This is a genomic window from Leifsonia stereocauli (assembly GCF_038432415.1).
Lineage (GTDB): Bacteria > Actinomycetota > Actinomycetes > Actinomycetales > Microbacteriaceae > Orlajensenia > Orlajensenia stereocauli.
In genome coordinates this window covers 42,245-61,534 of the sequence record NZ_JBCAUN010000003.1, presented here as the reverse complement: position 1 = coordinate 61,534, position 19,290 = coordinate 42,245, and the positions used below count along the sequence as shown (strand labels likewise).

Sequence of the window (19,290 nt, the reverse complement as noted above, 5' to 3'; positions counted from 1 at the left end):
CGAAGCACCCGGGGGGCGTTTCGAACGCGGACTTCGTCCGGTCCTCAGCGAGCGGGAAGTCAGCGGGTGGTCACGCCGCGCGCAACCACACCGCCGACTCACCGGCCAGTCGGCCTCCGACGAGTGGGGCGCTCGCGATGAGCACCTCGCCCGCGGGCAGCGCGACCGGCTCGGTACCGAAGTTCAGCACGATCTCCCAGCCGTTCGGGCGGCGGAAGTGCAGAACGTCGGCACGATCCGTGGAGACCCACTCGAGCTCCTCGGCTCCCTGCAACGCGTGGCGCAGGGCCAAGGCGTCGCGATACAGCGAGAGCGTCGATGCCGGGTCTGCAGCTTCGGCCTCGACCGACGAGTCGCCGAACCAGGAGGGCTGGGGCAGGTGCGCCGACTGGTCTCCGAACCCGAAGGAGTCGCCGTCGCGGGTCCACGGCAGTGGCACGCGGCATCCGTCACGCCCGATGTCGATGCCCGGGTTGCGGAAGAACGCCGGGTCCTGGCGCTCGGCCGCCGGAATGTCGGCGACCTCGTGCAGGCCGAGCTCCTCGCCCTGATAGACGTAGGCGGAGCCTGGCAGCGCGAGCATGAACAGCGAGGCCGCCCGTGCCCGTCGCAGGCCCTGCGCCCGATCGAGCACAGGGGTCTTTCCGCCGGAGAGCAGCCACTGCGAGCCATGTTTCTCGTCGATTCCGGAGCGCGGCGGCAGGCCGTAGCGTGTCGCGTGGCGCACGACGTCGTGGTTCGAGAGCACCCACGTCGTCGATGATCCGGATGCCGCGGCCAGGGCCAGGTTCGCCGTCACGATCGAGCGGAACTCGGCCGCGTCGAACTCCGACTCGAGCAGGTCGAAGTTGAAGGCCTGGCCGAGCCCGTCGGGGCTGGCGTAGCGGGGACGCCGCGACGAATCCACCCAGGCCTCGGCGACGGCGGTGCGGGGAGGCGTGTAGCTGTCGAACACCCGGCGCCACTCGGCGTAGATCTCGTGCACCTCGTCGCGGTCCCAGAGCGGGTGACCGCCGTCCTTGGGCATGGCGTCCATCTCGGCCTGCGTCGGCAGCTCGGCGTCCAGCCTCTTGGCGAGGCCGTGCGCCACGTCGATGCGGAAGCCGTCGACCCCGCGGTCCGACCAGAACCTCAGCGTCTTCACGAAGTCCTCGTGCACCTCGGGGTTGTCCCAGTTGAGGTCGGGCTGCTCCGTGGCGAAGTAGTGCAGGTACCACTGGCCGTCGCCGACGGGCTCCCACGCCGGTCCGCCGAAGGCGCTGGTCCAGTCGGCAGGGGGCATAGAGCCGTTCGGGCCGAGGCCGTCGCGGAAGATGTAGCGCGCCCGCGCCGCCGATCCGGCTGGCGAGGCGAGAGCCTCGACGAACCACTCGTGCCGATCCGAGGTGTGATTCGGAACGATGTCGACGATGATCCGGATGCCGGCCCCGTGCAGTGCATCCACCATCGCGTCGAAGTCGGCCAGCGTACCGAGCCTCGGGTCGACGTCTCGGTAGTCGTCGACGTCGTAGCCGCCGTCGGCCAGCGCCGACGGGTAGAACGGGCTCAGCCAGACCGCATCGATGCCGAGATCGCGCAGGTACGGAACGCGCGCCGTGATCCCGGGCAGGTCGCCGATGCCGTCGGCGTTCGCGTCGGCGAAACTGCGGGGGTAGATCTGATAGACGGCGGCCTGGCGCCACCAGGTGGCGTCATCGGCGAGAGGGGTCGTGACAGTGGTCTCGAGCACGTCGGTCATGGGCGGGTGGGGTTCCTTCCGGTTGGGTGGTGCGTGAGCTGGGCGAGAGGAGCGGTCATCCTTTCACGGCCCCCTGCGTGACGCCTTCCATCACCCAGCGCTGGGTGAACAGGTAGACGATGATGGCTGGCGCCATGGCCATGAGGTACGACGCGAAGGAGACGTTGTAGTTCGTGCTGAACTGCGTCTGGAAGATGTTCTGGATCACCGGCAGAGTCTGCTGCGAGGAGTCGGCGATGATGAGCGACGGCATCATGAAGTCGTTCCACGACGCCAGGAACGCGAAGATCGCGACCGTGGCGCTCATCGGCGCGAGCAGCGGGAAGATCAGCCTCCAGAAGGTCTGCCAGGTGGTGGCGCCGTCGATGCGCGCGCTCTCCTCCAGCTCGAGGGGAATCGACCTGAGGAAGGCCGTGAACAGCAGGATGCTGAACGAGAGCTGGAACATGATGTGGAGGATCGTCACGCCCACGGGATTGGCGAGGCCCAGCAGTCCGGTCAACTGGATCTGCGGGAGCGCGACGACAGTGAACGGCAGGAACAGAGCCGCGAGCAGGTAGTAGAACGACCAGCGGAAGAACCGGCGGTCCCAGTTGCGGGCGATCGCGTACGAGGCGAGGGCGCTGAGCAGCACCGTGCCGATGACAGTCCCCGCCGTGATCAGCACCGAGATCGTGAACGACACGGGGAAGTTCGTCAGCTCCCACGCCTTCGCGAAGCCCGAGAAGTCGACCGGCGACGGGAGGGAGAAGGCGTTCCCGTCCACGGCCTGGGCGCCGGTCTTGAGCGCCATGGACACCGTCACGTAGAGCGGGACCAGCACCGTGACCGCGCACAGGATGAGGATGATCATCACCGACCAGTTCGTGCGCTCCTGGCCGACCCGGCCGCGGGTCGGGCGGGTCGTCGCCGTCGTGTCGCGGGCAGTCCTCTTCGTGTCGCCGAGTGGGATGCTCGCTGCTGCCTGAGTCATGCGATGGCCGCCTTTCCGCGGGTGATCCGGAGTTGGAGGAGCGAGATGACGATGGCGATCACGAAGAAGATGGTGGCGTTCGCCATCTGATAGGCGTAGTCACCGCCGGTGAATCCCGTGAAGATCGTCATCGCGATGCTGCGGGTCGATGTGCCCGGGCCGCCGTTCGTGAGGCCGACGATGACCTCGTAGGCGTTCAGGTAGTTCTTGAAGCCGAGGATCACGTTGATCACCACGTAGCCGGCCACGAGGGGCAGGGTGACCGACCAGAGCTGCCGGAACGGCTTGGCTCCGTCGATCGCCGCAGCCTCGTAGACCTCGCCCGGGATGGACAGCAGGCCCGCGATGTAGATGAGCAGTGTGCCCGGGATCGACTGCCACGCCGTGACGATGACGATCGAGACCCAGGCGAGGTCGGGGTTGGCGAGGATCGACTCTTCCAGCGGTCCGATGCCGACGGCGGTCGCGAAGGCAGGCAGCGAATTCGAGAACAGGAAGTTGAAGACGTAGGCGATGACGATGCCCGAGATGACCATCGGAATCACGAACACCGCCCGCAGTGCGGTCTTCGCCTTGATCTGCGAGGTGAGGCCGACGGCCAGCAGGAACGCGACCACGTTCACCAGCAGCACCGTCACGATGGCGAAGCCGAAGGTGAAGAGGTAGCTGGAGAGGATGGCCGGGTCGGAGAACACGGCGATGTAGTTGGTGATGCCGATGAACTCCCAATCGCCGAAGCCGATGAAGTTGGTGAAGCTGTAGAAGATGCCGAGCAGCGCCGGAACCGTGATGGCCAGGGTGAACAGCACGAGCGACGGAACGAGGAACAGGTAGTACATCCCGTCGACGCTCTGCCTGCGGCGCGGGTTCCGGCCCGATGTCGGCGGAGCCGTCGTCGTCGGAGCGCGATCGGCGGATGCGGCCGTCCGACCCGTCGAAGCGGCTGGAGATGCGGTGGTAGTCATTGTCTGCTGTCCTCTCGGGTCGTCTCAGCCACGCAGCGCGAGTCGCGCCCAGTCGGCGTCGAGCCGGCGCAGCGTCGCGTCGATGTCTGCGCCCGTGGCGATGGACTGGATGTAGTTGTCCGTCGGGATGCTGAGCGGTACGAACTTCGACGCGCCCTGGTAGAAGCGGCCGTCGTCGTAGTACTCCTGCATCCCGAGGATGCGCTCGTCGGTGGCCGGCGCCGCGTCGACAGTCGTTCCGAAGCCCAGGAACTCGGCGTTGTACTCGTCGAGGGTGTCCTGCTCCATCAGGTACGACACGAAGGTCTTGGCCGCCTCCTTCTCGGTGCTCGCCTCGGGAACCCACAGGGCGAGATCGAGATTCACCCGCACCTTGAGGTCGTCGGGGTCGTCGGTCACCGGCAGCGGGAATGTTCCGAGCTCCAGGTCGGGGTCGGTCTTCGCGATCTCGCCCAGGGCCCACGGGCCCTGCATGTACATCGCCGCCTCCCCCTTCGCCATCGCCACGTTCCCGTCGCCGTAGCTCCGGCTCGCCGCGTTGTCGTTGGAGTACCCGGCGAGCTCGACCATCCGTTCGACGGGGTCCTTCAGGGTCTTCTCGAACGAGACCTCGGAGTCGGGTCCGACCTCTGTGCCCAATTCGTCCATCTCCTCGTAGAACCCGGCCACGTCGACCGATCCGCCGACCGTGTAGTCGAACAGACCCTGCCCGACCGACCACGGCTCCTTGAAGGTGCTGTAGATCGGCGTGATCCCCGCCGCCTCGAAGGTGTCGCAGGCGGCGATGAGCTCATCCCACGTGGTCGGCACCTCGACGCCGTTCTCCTCGAACAGCTTCACGTTGTAGATGACGGATGCCGCAGCCACCGAGTACGGGAGCACGCTCGTGCGGCCGGGATACGTGGAGTACTGGTCGACGAGCTCCTGCACCTCGGGGCGGATGCGCTCCGCCACCGGAAGGTCGGAGAGGTCGGAGAGGGCACCGCGCTCCATGAAGCGCGCCATCTCCTCGTTGTAGTTCAGCAGGCCGACGTCGGGCGGGTTGCCGCGGAGGAATCCGGCCGACAGGTTCGACGCCGTGTCGAGGGTCACGTGCACGTCTGACTGCTCGGCATTGAACTTCTTCGTCAGCTCCCGGAAGTAGGGGATCGCCTCGGGCTTGCTCATGTGGAAGGTGATGTCGGCCGGCCCCCCGGAATCAGCCGCACACCCGCCGAGGCCGAGCGTGAGACCCATCGCCACAGCGAGAGTGATCGCCGTTCGTGGGCGCCACCGGCGCCGTTCCATCTGCCGTTCTGTTTCGTGGGGCACGTCGCTGTCTCCCTGTGTCCGTCGACGGCACGCCAGCGTGCCGAATCCGTTCCAGCATAAATTTAGAGTGTAGATTTACTTGGTGTAGGAAATACTGAAGCATCCTCGAGGAAAGGTCAAGGGCTTGCTGGAATCGGTAGCGGCGAACTCCCCCACCATGCTCCGTCGCCGCAATGCCGACGTGGTGCTGCGGTTCGCATGGACCGGGCGGGCCTTCACGGCGAGCGACCTGATCGCTCACACCGGCCTCACGCGCTCGACCGTCATCGGCGTCTGCGACGAGTTGGTCGACCGCGGCTGGCTCCACGAGCTCGACGATGCCCGCAGTGTCGGCGAGTACAGCAAGGGCCGGCCGGCACGTCGCTATTCACTGCGCGCGGATGCCGCGACTGTCGTGGGCGTCGACGCCGGACGCCACAGGGTCACGGCCTCCGTGGCCGACCTGCGGGGAGCCGTGGTCGGAACTGCCGAGCGGGCCATCGACGACGACGCCAGCGGCGAGGAGCGGCGAGCCATGGTGACGGCCGTGATCGACGACGCCGTCACTGCCGCGGGTGTGCACGGCGACGGTGTGCGCGCGATCTGCGTCGGGGTTCCAGCACCGGCGGATGCCGCGGGCGCATCACCCGGCGCTGACGGCTTCTGGTCGCTCTCCAACCCCGACTTCGCGGGGCTGCTCGCCGACGATCGGCGTCTCGTCGTCGTCGACAACGACGCCAACCTGGCCGCGATCGCCGAGAGCGCGGAACCCGCGGGTCACGGCGTCGGCATAGCCTCGTTCATCACCCTGCTCTCGGGCGAGCGCTTCGGTGGTGGGATCGTCCTCGACGGCCATCTGCTGCGTGGCGTGCGCGGCGGGGCGGGGGAAATGCGCATGCTTGACCACGTCGACGGCGTAGGCTCTGCCGACGGTGCCGCCGCACTGATCCGCGAGTGGTCGCGGGAGGCCGTTGCGGCCGGTTCGGTGCCGAAGGCGAGCGTGCTGCGGCACGCCGAGCTGCCCGAGTTCGACGCCCGGGACGTGCTCGATGCCGCCGGCACCGGCGACGCTGGTGCCATCGAGATCACGCGGCGCCTGGCCGACAGGTTCGCGCGCATCTGCGTCGTGCTCGGTGAACTGCTCGACGTGCAGCGCATCATCATCGCCGGCGCGATGGCCGAGCCTCTCGAGTCCGTGCTCGACGCCGCGCGCGACGCCATCGACGGCTACGACGACCCGACGTCGCCCGAGTTGGTGGGCTCGCGGCTCGGTGCCGGCGTCGTGAGCCTCGGCGCCGTGCACCGCGCCATCACCGCGGTGCGGGAGAGCGCGCTCGACCTGGCGCTCGCCTCCCCCGCCGCCGCGACCCGCTGAGCCCGTCGGTCCCTACCGCTCGCTCACGATCCGCTCGCTGAGGGCCGAGCGCAGCGACCGCCCGAAGCGCCCAGACGCCCTGACGCCCCTCTGTGCTCAGCGCCCCGTGCGCTTCGACCGCGGACGTCGTCCGGGCCTCAGCGAGCGAGGCAGGCTCAGTTGGCGTGCGCCGGCGAGTCGAACCGCACTGCCGTCGGCCGACGTTCCGCGAGCCCTGTCCACTGATCGGCGTCGAAGGTGAACTCCGCGACGGCGCAAGTCGGCATGGCCGCGATGGCCTCGGGTCCGCGGTCCATCGTGAAGTGGGCGGCCAGGTCGCTCATGCCGGGGTCGTGCGCGACCACCAGGACGGTGGAGCTGGAGGCGTCGACGTCGGCATCCGTCTCGTCCAACTCGGCGATGACATCGAGCATGGTCGCCGGCGACGCCCCGTAGAGCCGATCGAGCACCCTGATGCGGTCAATCGCGTAGCCGAGTTCCTCGGCGATGATCGTGGCCGTGGTCAGCGCCCGCACGGCACTGCTCGAGAACACCACGTCGGGCGCGAGGCCGCGTTCCCGCATCCGTCGGCCCATGCGCGGAGCATCGCGCTGACCCCGATTGTTCAGCGGACGTTGATGGTCGCTCAGATCGGGATCGTCCCAGTCGGACTTCGCGTGCCGCACGATCACGAGGGTCTTCATGCCAGTCCACGCTACTCCGGCACCGCCGCAACGCCCAGTGAGCGGCGACGACTACGATCGCCCCATGACCGCCGCCGCCGCCACAGCCACCCTCGACGGCTGGGTCGTGGCGCAGTTCACCGGCGCCGGCCTCACCCACGACTGCTACGAGAAGGGCAGCGGGCCGGGCGTCGTGCTCATCCCCGAGATCCCGGGCATCACGCCCGAGGTGCTCGGCCTCGCCGAACACCTCGTGGCCGAGGGGTTCACCGTGCTGGTGCCGTCACCGTTCGGCGAACCCGGGCGGCCGATGACCGTGGGCTACACGGTGGGCGTCGTCACGCGGCTCTGCGTCTCGACGGAGTTCCGGGCCTTCGCAACGGATGCCGCCCGCCCCGTGAGCGCCTACCTGCGTGCCGTCGCCGCCGACCTGAACGCGCGCACCCCGGGCGCGGGTGTCGGGGTGATCGGCATGTGCTTCACCGGAGGTTTCGCCCTGGCGGCCGCCGTCGACGACTCAGTGCTCGCCGCTGTCGCCAGCCAGCCCTCTGTGCCGTTCCCCCTGGGCGCACGGCGCATCGCCGACTCGGGCATGAGCGCGGCCGAGTTCGACAGGGTCGCCGAGCGGGCGGCATCCGGCGACCTGTGTGCGATGGGGCTCCGATTCAGCCAGGACAGGGCGGCCCAGGGCGCGCGCTTCCGCACAGTGAAGGCGCGCCTCGGCGACGCCTTCGAGATCATCGAGCTCGACTCGTCGCCCGGCAACCCGGGTGGGTTCCCGTCCACGGCGCACTCGGTGCTGACGGGAGAGCTGCGCGAGACCCCCGGCCACCCGGCACTGGATGCCCGCGCTCGCGTCGTCGCGTTCCTGCACGAGCGGCTCGGCTGAGCCCGCCGCCGCACCCTGACTGCCGAGTTGCCCACGTCCGCAGGTCGGCAGGCGTCCACACTGGCGGAAGTGGGCAGATCGATGCTCGGCGCGCAGGGAGCGCGCGGGGGCCGCCGGCGCCTCAGCGCAGCGCGACTCCCGCCAGAGCCTCGAGCACGAGCAGGGCGGCGAGGCGCACCGTGCGGCCGTCCTCGGCATCAGCGGTGGCATCGACCTCGGCGATGTCGATGGAGCGCACCCTGTCGTCGGCCGCTGCGGCGCGGGCGGCCATCCTCAGCTCATAGGCCGAGATGCCGCCGGGCACCGAAGCCGGGCACCCCGGTGCCACCGACCGGTCGCAGACGTCGACGTCGAGGTCGACGTGGATCGGTCCGCCTGCAGCGCCGGCGATGTCGAGCGCCTCGGCCATGACGTCGCTCATGGGACGGCGATGCAGCTCGTCGCGGTGCACGACGGTGATGCCGTGGTCGAAGGCGCGGCGGGCGTACTCGGCCGAGTTGGCGAAGTCGGCGATGCCGATCTGCACGATCCGGCGCCCGTCGAGGCCGGCCTCGATGAGGCGGCGCACGGGTGATCCGTTCGACTCGCCATCGCGCAGGTCGTAGTGAGCGTCGAGTGTGATGAGCCCGGCTGCCGGGAGCTGCTCGCCCCAGACACCGAGGGCGGTGGCCACGGTGAGTGAGTTGTCACCGCCGAGGGCCACGAGCAGGCGCGCCTGCTCGGCGGCATCCGCCACCGCCGCGATCGCGCGCCCCTCGCCGATGGGCCCGTCTGGATCGTCGACGTCACCGACGTCGATGGTGACGAGCGAACCCAGGTCGACGTGATCGAGTACGAGTCGCGAGGTGGAGCTCCGGTCGGGCATGAGGGCCGGACTGTAGCGACGGAGCACGTCGCGGATCGCCGTCGGGGTGGCGTGAGCGCCCGTGGGCGAGAGCGAGGTGCGCCAGGCCGGGATCCCGATGATCGCCAGGTCGGGGTGGATGCCGGGCTCGAGCTCGTCGAGCGACGGCCAGTCCCCGGCACGCGGCCACGACGGATCGTGCGGCAGACCGTGCTCGGCGTCGAGATCGGAGGCGGGGTCCATCGCGGGATCGGTCACGCTTCGAGCCTAACGAGGAGGCCGGTTCGAGGGAATCGGGAACAGGGACGGAGATCTGTGGTTGTATTGAGTGGTACCCCCCAGGGGTATCTGAGCGACGACTGAGGAGTGACGCCGGTATGGCTGAGAAGAACGCGGCGACGGATGCGCACGCCGAGCACGCGCACGGCATGCACGACGCCCACGCAGGGCACGTCGAGCACGCCAACCACGCGGGGCACGACGCCCACGCCGGGCACGACGAGCACGCCCACCACGCGGGGCACGACCACGACGCCCACACCGGACACGATTCCCACGCGGGACACGACGCTCATGCAGGTCATGCAGGTCACGGCGGCCACGCCCACCACGTCGCGCAGTTCCGCCGTCTGTTCTGGATCATGCTCGTCATCGCCGTGCCCGTCATCGCGTTCAGTCCTGCGTTCGCGATGCTGCTCGGCTACGAGTTGCCAGCGGCATCTGTCGTCGACTGGATCTCTCCGGTGCTCGGCACGGTCATGTTCTTCTGGGGCGGCTGGCCGTTCCTGTCGGGCGGCGTCTCCGAACTGAAGAGCCGCCAGCCGGGCATGATGCTGCTCATCGCGCTGGCGATCACCGTGGCCTTCGTCGCCTCCTTCGGCGCGAGCCTCGGCCTGCTCGACCATCAGCTCGACTTCTGGTGGGAGCTGGCCCTCCTCATCGTGATCATGCTGCTCGGCCACTGGATCGAGATGCGCTCGATCGCCCAGGCATCGTCGGCGCTCGACGCCCTCGCCGCCCTTCTCCCCGATGAGGCCGAGCGCGTGACGGATGCCGGCACCGAGCTGGTCTCCCCCTCGGCGCTCGCGCTCGGCGATGTGGTCATCGTGCGTCCTGGCGGCCGGGTGCCCGCCGACGGCGACGTGACCGACGGCTCAGCCGACGTCGACGAGTCGATGATCACCGGCGAATCACGGCCCGTCACCCGCGGCCCGGGCGACCACGTCGTGGCCGGAACCGTCGCGACCGACACGGCCATCCGCATCCGCGTCAGTGCCGTCGGCGACGACACCGCCCTCGCCGGCATCCAGCGGCTCGTCGCCAAGGCGCAGGCCTCGAGCTCGCGCGCGCAGCGCATCGCCGACAAGGCGGCCGCCTGGCTGTTCTGGTTCGCACTCGGATCGGCCCTCATCACAGCCACGGTCTGGACTGCACTCGGGCTCCCCGACGACGCCGTCGTGCGCACCATCACAGTGCTCGTGATCGCCTGCCCGCACGCCCTCGGCCTCGCCATCCCCCTCGTCGTCTCCATCGCCACCGAGCGCGCGGCGAAGGGCGGAGTGCTCGTCACCGACCGCCTCGCCCTCGAGACCATGCGCACCGTCGACGCAGTGCTGTTCGACAAGACCGGCACCCTCACGAAGGGCGAGCCCGTTGTGACGGATGCCGCGGCCGCGCCGGGCTTCGACCCGGACACCGTGATCGCCCTCGCAGCGGCCGCCGAGGCCGACTCCGAGCACCCGCTCGCCCGGGCGATCGTGGCGAACGCCGCGTTCCGGGGTCTCGAGGTGGCTCCCGCGTCGGGCTTCCGCGCCTCGCCCTCCGTGGGCGTCAGCGCCGTCGTCGACGGACGCGATGTGCACGTCGGCGGACCGGCGCTGCTCGCCGAGCACGCTCTCGCGCCCATCGCGTCGTCGCTGGGCTGGTCGGAGGCCGGAGCCACCGTGCTGCACGTCGTCGTCGACGGGCGGATGGCAGGCGCACTCGCGTTGGCCGACGAGGTCCGGCCGGAGTCGCGCGAGGCCGTCGACGCCCTGCACCGTCGCGGCATCAGGGTGGTCATGATCACCGGCGATGCCGAGCCCGTGGCCCGCACGGTGGCCGCAAGCCTGGGCATCGATCGCGTCTTCGCCGGCGTTCGCCCAGAAGACAAGGCCGCGAAGGTGCAGGAACTGCAGGCCGAGGGGCTGCGCGTCGCCATGGTCGGCGACGGCGTGAACGATGCTCCCGCGCTCGCCCAAGCCGACGTCGGCATAGCGATCGGCGCCGGAACCGACGTTGCCATAGCCTCGGCCGGCGTGGTCCTGGCCAGTTCGGATCCGCGCTCCGTGCTGTCCGTCATCGAGCTGTCGACGGCGAGCTACCGCAAGATGCAGCAGAACCTCTGGTGGGCCGCCGGCTACAACCTGCTGTCGGTTCCGCTCGCGGCCGGCGTGCTGGCGCCGATCGGCTTCGTGATGCCGATGTCCGTCGGTGCCATCCTGATGAGCCTGTCGACCATCATCGTGGCCGCGAATGCCCAACTGCTGCGTCGACTCGACCTGCGACCCGAGGTGTCGGTACGCCGCTGAGGGCGATTCGGGCTCGAGGTGACGCGACCGCGACCGTCACCGCTCGAAGTGCGCGGCCTCGTCGGCTGAGAGGGCGTAGTCGATGCGGCGGCGCTGGTCATCCGTCATGCCGACGGAGTCGAGATCGTCGACGCGCACCCACATCACCTCGGTGTTCTCGCCATCGGTCGGATGCGGGTCGCCCGAGACATACCGACAGCGGAATGCAAGGTCGAGGTACACCGACTGGTCGCCGTTCTCGTAGGTGATGGGCGCGAGCACGTGCACCCAGGCGAGCCGCTCCACCTCGATCACGACGTTGGCCTCCTCCCAGGCCTCGCGCACGGCGGCGACGGCAGGCTCCTCGCCGGGCTCGATGATGCCGGCGATCGGGGCGATGCGGCCGTTGTCGGCGCGGCGGGCGAGCAGCACCTCGTCACCGCGCAGGATCACCGCGGTGACCCCGCTCAGCCAGAGCGGGGCGGTACCGATCGAGCGGCGCAGGTCGAGCACGAAGTCGGGGGTGGGCATGACGTCACCCTACTTCGCCGCGTATGCAGGATGAGAGCCGACTCGGGCGCATATCGCGCTCGTATCGGCTCTCATCCTGCATACGTCACGGCGCTACTGCGCGGGCGCCGCCTCCGACGGGTCGGCCTTGGCCGCCTTCTTCGCGGCCCGGCGGTCGCGGGCGCCCTCGACCAGGTTGTACAGCGTCGGCAGCACGACGAGCGTGAGCACCGTCGACGACACCAGGCCGCCGATCACGACGATGGCGAGGGGCTGCGAGATGAATCCGCCGTGGCCGGTGAGGCCGATCGCCATCGGCAGCAACGCGAAGATCGTCGCGAGAGCCGTCATGAGGATCGGGCGCAGACGACGTGAGGCACCGTGCATGACGGCCTCCTCCACGCCCATGCCGCGCCGTCGGTACTGGTTCACCAGGTCGACGAGCACGATGGCGTTCGTCACCACGATGCCGATGAGCATCAGCACACCGATGAGCGAGGCCACACCGAGCGGGATGCCCGAGACGATCTGCAGGATGATCGCGCCGGTAGCCGCGAACGGCACCGAGACGAGCAGCAGCAACGGCTGGCGGAGCGAGCGGAACGTGGCCACCATGACGATGTACACGATGAGGATGGCCGCCAGCAGTGCGAGGCCGAGCTGGCTGAACGCGTCGCCCTGGCTGGCCGTGACGCCGCCGATCTCGGCGTTCGCACCCTGCGGGAGCTTCGCGTCGGCGAGGGCCGCGGTCACCTCGGTGTTGGCCACCGAGAGGTTGTCGGTGCCCGGCGTCGCCGTGATGGTGGCGCTGCGCAGGCCCTTCACGGTGGTGACGGATGCCGGACCCTGGGTGTTCTCCACCGTGGCGAGGGTGTCGAGCGCGACGGGTCCGGCCAGAGTCGGGATCTGCAGCGCCGAGAGCTCGGCGATCGTCGTCGGCGGGTTCTCCGACTGCAGGTAGATCGTCAGCGTCGAGTCGTCGATGGCGATGGTGCCGATCGTGCTCGGCTGCATGGCCTGCGAGACGATGCTGCCGATGGCCACCTCGCTGAGGCCGGCCTGGGCTGCGGCGTCACGGTCGACCGTGACGGCGATGTACGGCAACGAAGCGCTCAGGTTCGACGAGGCCGACTTGATCGAGTCGAGGTCGCCGAGGGCGGTCACGATCTCGTCGGAGGCCTTCTGGAGGTCGTCGCTCGAGGAGGCCGTCACGTCGACGAGGATGTCGCTGCCGCCGCCGAAGCCGCTCGATGCCGTCACGGCGATCTCACCCTGGTCGGTGATGTCGGCGAGCTGGTCCTCGATGTCGGCCTGCACCGCTGTCGCGTCGGCGTCGGGGTCGGTCGTGATCGAGTAGGTGATGCCGCCGGCGCCGCCGGTGAAGGCGTCGCGGAGAGCGCTGCCGGACGAGCCGATGGTGAGCTGCACGGTCTCGACGCCGTCGGTGTCGAGCAGGGCCTTCTCCACGACTGTCGCCGCGGCATCCTGAGCCTCGAGCGATGCGCCCGGCTCGAGCGTCTGGGTGACGGTCAACGTGTTCTGGCCCGTCGCCCCGAGGAAGTTGGTCTTCATGAGGGGCGTGAGGGCGAGGGTGCCGAGCAGCACCAGCACGGCGATGAGGATGGTCGCGACGGAGTGCCTGAGCGTCCAGCGGATGATGGGCAGGTAGCCCTTCTGCAGTCGCGACGGGTGCTCGAGCTCGTCGTAGTCGACGGACCCGCCCTCGTCGGCCGGAAGGTCGACGGCCTCGTGCTTGCGGCTCTTCGGCGGGCGCAGGAACCAGTACGCGAGCACCGGCACGATCGTCAGCGACACCAGCAGCGACGACAACAGAGCGATCGTGATGGTGAGGGCGAACGGACGGAACAGCTCGCCCGTCACGTCGCCGACGAAGGCGATCGGCAGGAAGACGGCGACGGTGGTGATGGTCGACGCCGTGATGGCGCCTGCCACCTCCTTGACGGCGCGCAGGATGGTCTCGGCCCGATCCACGCCCGCGACCATCTGACGCTTGATGTTCTCGATGACCACGATGGAGTCGTCGACCACTCGGCCGATGGCGATGGTCAGGGCGCCGAGCGTGATGATGTTGAGCGTGTAGCCCGTCGCCTGCATGCCGATGAACGTGATGAGCACGCTCGTCGGGATGGAGATGGCCGTCACCAGGGTCGAGCGCACCGACATCAGGAAGATCAGGATGACGATCACGGCGAAGAAGAGGCCGAGCAGGCCCTCCTCGGTGAGCGACTGGATCGACTGTTCGATGAATGGAGCCTGGTCGAACACCACCGTGATCGTCGCGTTCGAGCCGAGCTTGTCCTCGATGTCGGGGATGAGGGCGTTGACGCCCTTCGAGACGTCGACCGTGTTGGCCGACGGCAGCTTCGTCACGGCGATCGTGAGAGCCGGCTTCCCGTCGACGCGCGAGATCGAGGTGGTCGGGTCGTCGGTCTCGGCGACTGTCGCCACATCACCGACGGTCTTGATGCCGGCCGCGAACCCCGATGCATCCGTCGGAACCAGGGGCAGCGCCGAGATGGCGTCGACGGAGTCGAGCTTCGTGCCGGACTGCACGGTGAGGGTGAGGTCGTCCTCGGTGATGGAGCCGGCGGGGAGCAGCACGCCGTTCTGCTTGAGGGCGTCGCTGATGGCCTGGCTGGTGAGCCCCGCCTCGGCGAGCGCGGCGTCGTCCGGCGTGATCGTGACGCGCTGGCCGATGGCGCCGGTCAGCTGGGCGCCGTTGACGCCGTCGACCTCCTCGATGTCGGGAAGGGCGAGCTTGGTGATGTCGGCTGCGAGGGTCTTCTCGTCGTCATCGCTCGTGACCGCCAGCTGCACGATGGGCAGGTCGTCGAAGCTTCCGCTGAACACCTGGGGGTCGACGCCGTCCGGCAGCGTGCCCTTGATGCGGTTGATGGCCTGGGTGAGCTTCTGCTCGGCCGTCGCGAGGTCGGTTCCGTAGGTGAACTGCGCAGTGATGAGCGACTGGTTCGTGTTGCTGACGGCTGTGGTGCTCTCGAGGTCGGGCACGCCCTGGATGGCCGACTCGACGGGCGTGCTGACGTCGTTGTTCACGACCTCCGGCGACGCACCGGGGTAGGTCGCCACGATCGCGAGCTGAGGGAACTGGATCGACGGCGCGAGCTCCTGCTTGAGCGTCGTGAGGGTGATGCCACCGAAGATCGCCACCACCACTGTGATGAGCGCGATGAGCGCGCGGTTCTTCATGCTGAGAACGGCAAGGAAGTGCACGGATGATCCCCTCGGGAACAGGTGTGGGTGCCGCGAGCTGCGGCGGACAGTGGTCGGCGGCGACTCACCAGGGTTCAGTATCGCATTGCAGTGACTGCAAAAAGGTCACGGACAGCTGTGAACCCCACGCTGATCGAGCAGCGCCGACGCAGTCCACGCGTAACGAGATCACTCGCGATCAAGCCGCCGCCAGAGCAGACTGGATGGCATGGCCCTCCACATCACCGGCGACGACGCCGCAGACGACCTCCTCACCCAGAGCCCCCTCGCGCTCATCATCGGCATGCTGCTCGACCAGCAGGTGCCGATGGAGACGGCGTTCGCCGGGCCGGCCAAGATCCGCGACCGCATGGGCACCCTCGACGCGTCGACCATCGCGGCCTTCCCCGAAGCCGACTTCGTCGAGCTGTTCCGCACCACACCGGCTGTTCACCGCTTTCCCGGTTCGATGGCCGGCCGCGTTCAGGCGCTGTGCGCCGCCATCGCCGCGGACTGGAGCGACGACGCCGCGCAACTCTGGACGCGCGGCGACCCCGATGGCGCCGAGGTGTTCCGCCGCCTCAAGGAACTTCCCGGCTTCGGCGACCAGAAGGCGCACATCTTCGTCGCCCTGCTCGGCAAGCAGTACGGCTTCACCGGAGACGGATGGCGCGAAGCGGCCGGGGCGTATGGCGAGGAGGGCTCGCACCGCTCCGTCGCCGACATCGTCGACGCCGACTCGCTCGCGCAGGTGCGCGAGACGAAGCGGGCGGCGAAGGCCGCAGCGAAGAAGTAGCGCGTACCGGCCGAACGCCTCAGACCACTGCCGCCAGATAGGGAGCATCCGGGACCGGATGCGAGCCGAGGGCGGCCCACGAACGCGCGAGAGCCTCGACGGCGCGGTCCGTCTCCTCCGGCGTGTAGCCGATGGGGATGCGCAGGAACCTCTCGAAGGCGCCGTCGATGCCGAAGCGCGGGCCCGCCGCGATGATGAGCCCGTGTGCACGGGCGCCGAGGGCGAGCTGCGAGCTCACCGGGGTTCCGAGGTTCACCCAGGTGGCGAGGCCGCCGTTCACGTGCGGCACCGTCCACTCCGGGAAGGCCTCGGCGAGGCGGCCCTCGAGGTGATCCCGGCCGACCCGCAGCTGCTCGCGGCGGATGGCCAGCACCTCGTCCATGCGGCGCAGTACCTGCTTCACCACCAACTGGTCGAGGATGGGCGTTCCGAGGTCGTTGTGCGATCTGTTGGCCACCAGGCGACGGATGAGCGGGGCCTCGGCACGGATCCAGCCGAGGCGCAACCCGCCCCAGACCGTCTTGCCGACGGAGCCGATTATCACGGCGTCGCCGTAGGCGGCGAGGGGCAGGTAGGACTGCCGGCGGTCGATGTCCATCTCGGCGGTGGTCTCGTCGGCCACGATGATCGTGCCCTGACGCGACGCGGCTGCGAGGATCCTCTCACGCGCCTCCACCGTCATCGAGCGACCCGTCGGGTTGTGGAAGTCGGGGATGAGGTAGGCCAAGGCCGGGTTGCTGAAGCTGATGGCCTGCACGAGGTCGTCGGCCTCGTCTGCGCTGTCGTCGGCGGAGCCGTCGTCGTCGACGACACCGTCGGCACGAGCCGCGGCATCCCTCTCCGGGGTGATGCCGACGGGCACGAGCCTGGCTCCCGCCGCGCGCAGGGCCTCGTAGGAGTGCGGATAGGTCGGCACCTCGATGACGGCGCGGTCGCCGCGGCTGACGAGGGTGCGTGCCAGCAGGGCGATGGCGTGCTGGGCGCCGATGGTCACCATGATCTGGTCGGGACTGGTGGGCAGTCCCCGGTCGCTGTATCGCTGCGCCAGTGCTTCGCGCAGTGACGGGATGCCGACGGGGTCGAACCCGTGGCCGCCGAGATGGAGCGGGAGTTCCTCCACAGCGGCGCGCGCATCGTCGGCGAGACCCGGGATGGCCGGAGTCGTCGCCTGGCTGAAGTCGAGGAAGCCGGCGTCGTGCGACGGAGCTGCGGCCTGGCGCGCTCCCGGCAGTCTGGCGGCGCTGCCCGAGCCGCGCACGCTGTCGAGGTAGCCGGCCTCGCGCAGGTGCCTGTAGGCCGCAGTGACGGTCGTGCGACTGACTCCGAGCCGCTCCGAGAGTTCGCGCTCGGCCGGCAGCCTGGTGTCGACGGGGATGCGCCCGTCGAGCATCAGCAGACGGATGCGCTCGGCCAGGGCCAGATAGGCCGCAGCTCCCCCGGCTCGCCAGTCCCCAAGCAGGTTCTCCACGGAGCGGGCGGTCAGCACTGTCTCGGCCATAAGGCCACTTTAGTCAAATTGGATATTGGATGAAAGGCCAATCGTGTAATTGGATTGCATCATGACCTCGACCGCCGCTTCCGCACCCCTGCTCATGAGCCGCCGCATCGCGCAGCTCCTGGTCGGACTGTTCCTCTACGGAATCGGCATCTCACTCATCGTGCGCGGTCAGATCGGCGCGGCCCCCTGGGACGTGCTCACCCAGGGCATCGCGAAGCACACGGGCCTGACATTCGGACTCATCACCATCCTCACCAGCGGCGTGGTGCTGCTGCTCTGGATCCCCCTGCGGCAGCGACCCGGCATCGGAACCGTGCTGAACGCCCTGCTCGTCGGCCCGTCGGCCGATATCGGCCTGGCACTCATCCCCACGGACCTGCCGCTCGTCGCGCGCATCTTCGTCTTCATCGCCGGCCTGCTCGTGCTGGCCGGCGCCACCGGCCTCTACATCGGCGCGCACTTCGGTCCGGGGCCGCGCGACGGCCTCATGACGGGCCTGCACCGCCGAACGGGTTGGAAGATCTGGGTCGTCCGGACGGGCATCGAGGTCGTCGTCGTAGCCATCGGCTGGGCGCTGGGCGGTGACGTCGGCATCGGAACGCTGGCGTTCGCGCTGCTCGTCGGACCGCTCTGCGGCTGGGCCATCCCGTTCTTCGCCATCACCCAGGCGACGAGGGCGACGGATGCCGCGACGGAACAGGTGCTCGAAGGCGACGCGCTCCCCTCGGAGCCCGCCGTGGACTCCCCGGCGAACTAGGCACCTCTCCACTCACCCACTCACCGCCCCACCCCGCTCGCTGAGGCCCGGCGGTGATCGGCGACCCTTCAATCCCCCCAGAGCACCAGGAGGTGCCCCATGTTCGTCGCCATCGCAGCCCTCGCCATCCTCGCCCTGTGGGGCATCGCCGGCACCGTCGTCGCGGTCGCCCGCGACGGGCACCGGCGCACGCCGACGCGCTGAGCGCCGCGCTCACTCCTCCCGGTCGCTGAGGCCGGGACGCAGCGCACTCCTCCCGCTCGCTGAGGCCCGGCCGCAGCGCACTCCTCCCGCTCGCTGAGGCCCGGACGCAGTCCGCGGCCGAAGCGCACCGCCCGAAGCGCACCTCTTCGATGCGCTTCGGCCGGTCGCTCCGCTCGGGCCTCAGCGAGCGGTAGCTCAGCCGAGCTTCTCCGCGTAGACCTTCATCGCGTCGCGCACGAAGGTCGCCCCCTGCGTTCCGCCGTAGTTCGCCGCGAAGCGCTCGTCGGCCACGTACAGCTCGCCGAGCCCCACGAAGTACTCCTTCGTCGGGCGGCCCTGCGCGCTGCCCGGAGTTCCCGGGATGCCGCCGAGCCAGTCGGCCTGGCGCTTCGCCAGAGCCTGGGCCTCATCGCTGTCCGGCGCCACTCCGCGAGACGCGGCCTCAGCCCAGTCAGCGGCGAGCGCCGCCTGACGCTGCTGCCAGCCCTTCTTCTCTGCTGCACTCATCGAGCGCCACCACGTGTCGCTCTTCGCGTACGCGTCCTCACCCCAACGGTCCTCGACCTCCTCCTTGTACTCGGTGTGGTCGAACCCGTCGAACATGTTCTCTGCCATCAGTTGTTCACCTCCCTCCATTCCCAGAATCGTGTTCTCGACCGACGCGATCTGCCGCGCCAGCCGTTCCTGCTCGCGCTGCAGCCACGTGAGGTGGTTCAACAGCGCGCGCCCGGAGTCGCGCTCGTTCTCGAGCACCTCGCCGATGGCGGGGAGCCCGAGCCCCAGGTCGCGGAGCAGCAGGATGCGCTGCAATCGCACGAGCGCCTGCTCGTCGTAGTACCTGTAGCCGTTGCTCCCGACGCGGGTCGCCTCGAGCAGCCCCACCTCGCCGTAGTGGCGAAGCGTTCGGCTCGTGGTTCCCGCGAGCCGGGCGATCTCCTGAATGGACCAGTCCATCCGTCGACCTCCTCCCTTGTGCCCCGTGCCGATGTCCTTACGCTACAAGTTGACG

At 69.2% G+C, this 19,290-nt stretch carries 15 protein-coding genes; 5 read left to right on the top strand and 10 right to left on the bottom strand.

All coding sequences use genetic code 11. The features are described 5' to 3' along the window. Positions 1–70: 70 nt before the first annotated feature. Genes AADV74_RS14495 through AADV74_RS14480 form a run of 4 tightly spaced genes read right to left on the bottom strand, consistent with a single transcriptional unit; the run spans position 71 to position 4,912 of the window. Complete coding sequence (locus tag AADV74_RS14495; protein ID WP_342115338.1) at positions 71–1,738, bottom strand: glycoside hydrolase family 13 protein; 1,668 nt, start codon at positions 1,736–1,738, stop codon at positions 71–73. A 55-nt stretch (positions 1,739–1,793) separates the two neighbouring features. Then, complete coding sequence (locus AADV74_RS14490; RefSeq protein ID WP_342115336.1) at positions 1,794–2,711, bottom strand: carbohydrate ABC transporter permease; 918 nt, start codon at positions 2,709–2,711, stop codon at positions 1,794–1,796. Then, positions 2,708–3,676 (bottom strand): carbohydrate ABC transporter permease, encoded by a 969-nt coding sequence (locus tag AADV74_RS14485; RefSeq protein ID WP_425287309.1) that lies wholly within the window; start codon positions 3,674–3,676, stop codon positions 2,708–2,710. Before AADV74_RS14485 ends, AADV74_RS14490 begins: the two co-directional genes overlap by 4 nt. Positions 3,677–3,700: 24 nt before the next feature. After that, positions 3,701–4,912, bottom strand: a complete 1,212-nt coding sequence (locus tag AADV74_RS14480; protein WP_342115334.1) for an ABC transporter substrate-binding protein — start codon at positions 4,910–4,912, stop codon at positions 3,701–3,703. Between the two features lie 199 nt (positions 4,913–5,111). Between AADV74_RS14480 and AADV74_RS14475 the strand changes: the two genes are divergently transcribed. Continuing rightward, positions 5,112–6,341, top strand: coding sequence for an ROK family protein (locus AADV74_RS14475; RefSeq protein ID WP_342115332.1), 1,230 nt, complete (start codon positions 5,112–5,114; stop codon positions 6,339–6,341). A gap of 155 nt (positions 6,342–6,496) precedes the next feature. Here the strand turns inward: AADV74_RS14475 and AADV74_RS14470 are convergent, their stop codons facing one another. After that, positions 6,497–7,024 carry a SixA phosphatase family protein gene (locus tag AADV74_RS14470; RefSeq protein WP_342115330.1) on the bottom strand — a complete coding sequence of 176 codons (528 nt, stop codon included), beginning with the start codon at positions 7,022–7,024 and terminating at the stop codon, positions 6,497–6,499. Between the two features lie 64 nt (positions 7,025–7,088). Between AADV74_RS14470 and AADV74_RS14465 the strand changes: the two genes are divergently transcribed. Beyond that, the gene (locus AADV74_RS14465) at positions 7,089–7,892 is read left to right on the top strand and encodes a dienelactone hydrolase family protein (protein ID WP_342115327.1); all 804 of its coding nucleotides are present in this window, start codon (positions 7,089–7,091) and stop codon (positions 7,890–7,892) included. Positions 7,893–8,013: 121 nt separating this feature from the next. On the opposite strand, the gene AADV74_RS14460 is transcribed toward AADV74_RS14465, so the two are convergent. After that, positions 8,014–8,979 (bottom strand): arginase family protein, encoded by a 966-nt coding sequence (locus tag AADV74_RS14460; RefSeq protein ID WP_342116368.1) that lies wholly within the window; start codon positions 8,977–8,979, stop codon positions 8,014–8,016. A 134-nt stretch (positions 8,980–9,113) separates the two neighbouring features. Here AADV74_RS14460 and AADV74_RS14455 point away from each other — a divergent pair, with 134 nt between their 5' ends. Further along, on the top strand, positions 9,114–11,306 hold the full coding sequence (locus AADV74_RS14455) for a heavy metal translocating P-type ATPase (RefSeq protein ID WP_342115326.1): 2,193 nt from the start codon (positions 9,114–9,116) through the stop codon (positions 11,304–11,306). 36 nt (positions 11,307–11,342) lie between these two features. On the opposite strand, the gene AADV74_RS14450 is transcribed toward AADV74_RS14455, so the two are convergent. After that, positions 11,343–11,816 (bottom strand): NUDIX hydrolase, encoded by a 474-nt coding sequence (locus tag AADV74_RS14450; RefSeq protein WP_342115324.1) that lies wholly within the window; start codon positions 11,814–11,816, stop codon positions 11,343–11,345. A 93-nt stretch (positions 11,817–11,909) separates the two neighbouring features. Continuing rightward, positions 11,910–15,047 (bottom strand): efflux RND transporter permease subunit, encoded by a 3,138-nt coding sequence (locus AADV74_RS14445; protein WP_342115322.1) that lies wholly within the window; start codon positions 15,045–15,047, stop codon positions 11,910–11,912. A gap of 208 nt (positions 15,048–15,255) precedes the next feature. Here AADV74_RS14445 and AADV74_RS14440 point away from each other — a divergent pair, with 208 nt between their 5' ends. Beyond that, positions 15,256–15,822, top strand: coding sequence for an HhH-GPD-type base excision DNA repair protein (locus AADV74_RS14440; RefSeq protein WP_342115319.1), 567 nt, complete (start codon positions 15,256–15,258; stop codon positions 15,820–15,822). Between the two features lie 19 nt (positions 15,823–15,841). Here AADV74_RS14440 and yczR read toward each other — a convergent pair whose 3' ends face one another. Continuing rightward, the gene (gene yczR / locus AADV74_RS14435; RefSeq protein WP_342115318.1) at positions 15,842–17,320 is read right to left on the bottom strand and encodes a MocR-like transcription factor YczR; all 1,479 of its coding nucleotides are present in this window, start codon (positions 17,318–17,320) and stop codon (positions 15,842–15,844) included. Between the two features lie 61 nt (positions 17,321–17,381). Between yczR and yczE the strand changes: the two genes are divergently transcribed. Then, complete coding sequence (gene yczE, locus AADV74_RS14430; protein ID WP_342115317.1) at positions 17,382–18,077, top strand: membrane protein YczE; 696 nt, start codon at positions 17,382–17,384, stop codon at positions 18,075–18,077. Positions 18,078–18,476: 399 nt separating this feature from the next. On the opposite strand, the gene AADV74_RS14425 is transcribed toward yczE, so the two are convergent. After that, entirely contained in the window at positions 18,477–19,235 is a 759-nt protein-coding gene (locus AADV74_RS14425) for a MerR family transcriptional regulator (RefSeq protein WP_342115315.1), read from the bottom strand. Positions 19,236–19,290 lie beyond the last annotated feature (55 nt).

Coding starts and splice junctions, on each gene's coding strand:
- AADV74_RS14460 (WP_342116368.1), bottom strand. CDS start 8,979: ATGGACCCCGCCTCCGATCTCGACGCCGAGCACGGTCTGCCGCACGAT.
- AADV74_RS14465 (WP_342115327.1), top strand. CDS start 7,089: ATGACCGCCGCCGCCGCCACAGCCACCCTCGACGGCTGGGTCGTGGCG.
- yczE (WP_342115317.1), top strand. CDS start 17,382: ATGACCTCGACCGCCGCTTCCGCACCCCTGCTCATGAGCCGCCGCATC.
- AADV74_RS14425 (WP_342115315.1), bottom strand. CDS start 19,235: ATGGACTGGTCCATTCAGGAGATCGCCCGGCTCGCGGGAACCACGAGC.
- AADV74_RS14450 (WP_342115324.1), bottom strand. CDS start 11,816: ATGCCCACCCCCGACTTCGTGCTCGACCTGCGCCGCTCGATCGGTACC.
- AADV74_RS14485 (WP_425287309.1), bottom strand. CDS start 3,676: ATGACTACCACCGCATCTCCAGCCGCTTCGACGGGTCGGACGGCCGCA.
- AADV74_RS14440 (WP_342115319.1), top strand. CDS start 15,256: ATGGCCCTCCACATCACCGGCGACGACGCCGCAGACGACCTCCTCACC.
- AADV74_RS14490 (WP_342115336.1), bottom strand. CDS start 2,711: ATGACTCAGGCAGCAGCGAGCATCCCACTCGGCGACACGAAGAGGACT.
- AADV74_RS14495 (WP_342115338.1), bottom strand. CDS start 1,738: ATGACCGACGTGCTCGAGACCACTGTCACGACCCCTCTCGCCGATGAC.
- AADV74_RS14470 (WP_342115330.1), bottom strand. CDS start 7,024: ATGAAGACCCTCGTGATCGTGCGGCACGCGAAGTCCGACTGGGACGAT.
- yczR (WP_342115318.1), bottom strand. CDS start 17,320: ATGGCCGAGACAGTGCTGACCGCCCGCTCCGTGGAGAACCTGCTTGGG.
- AADV74_RS14455 (WP_342115326.1), top strand. CDS start 9,114: ATGGCTGAGAAGAACGCGGCGACGGATGCGCACGCCGAGCACGCGCAC.
- AADV74_RS14480 (WP_342115334.1), bottom strand. CDS start 4,912: ATGGGTCTCACGCTCGGCCTCGGCGGGTGTGCGGCTGATTCCGGGGGG.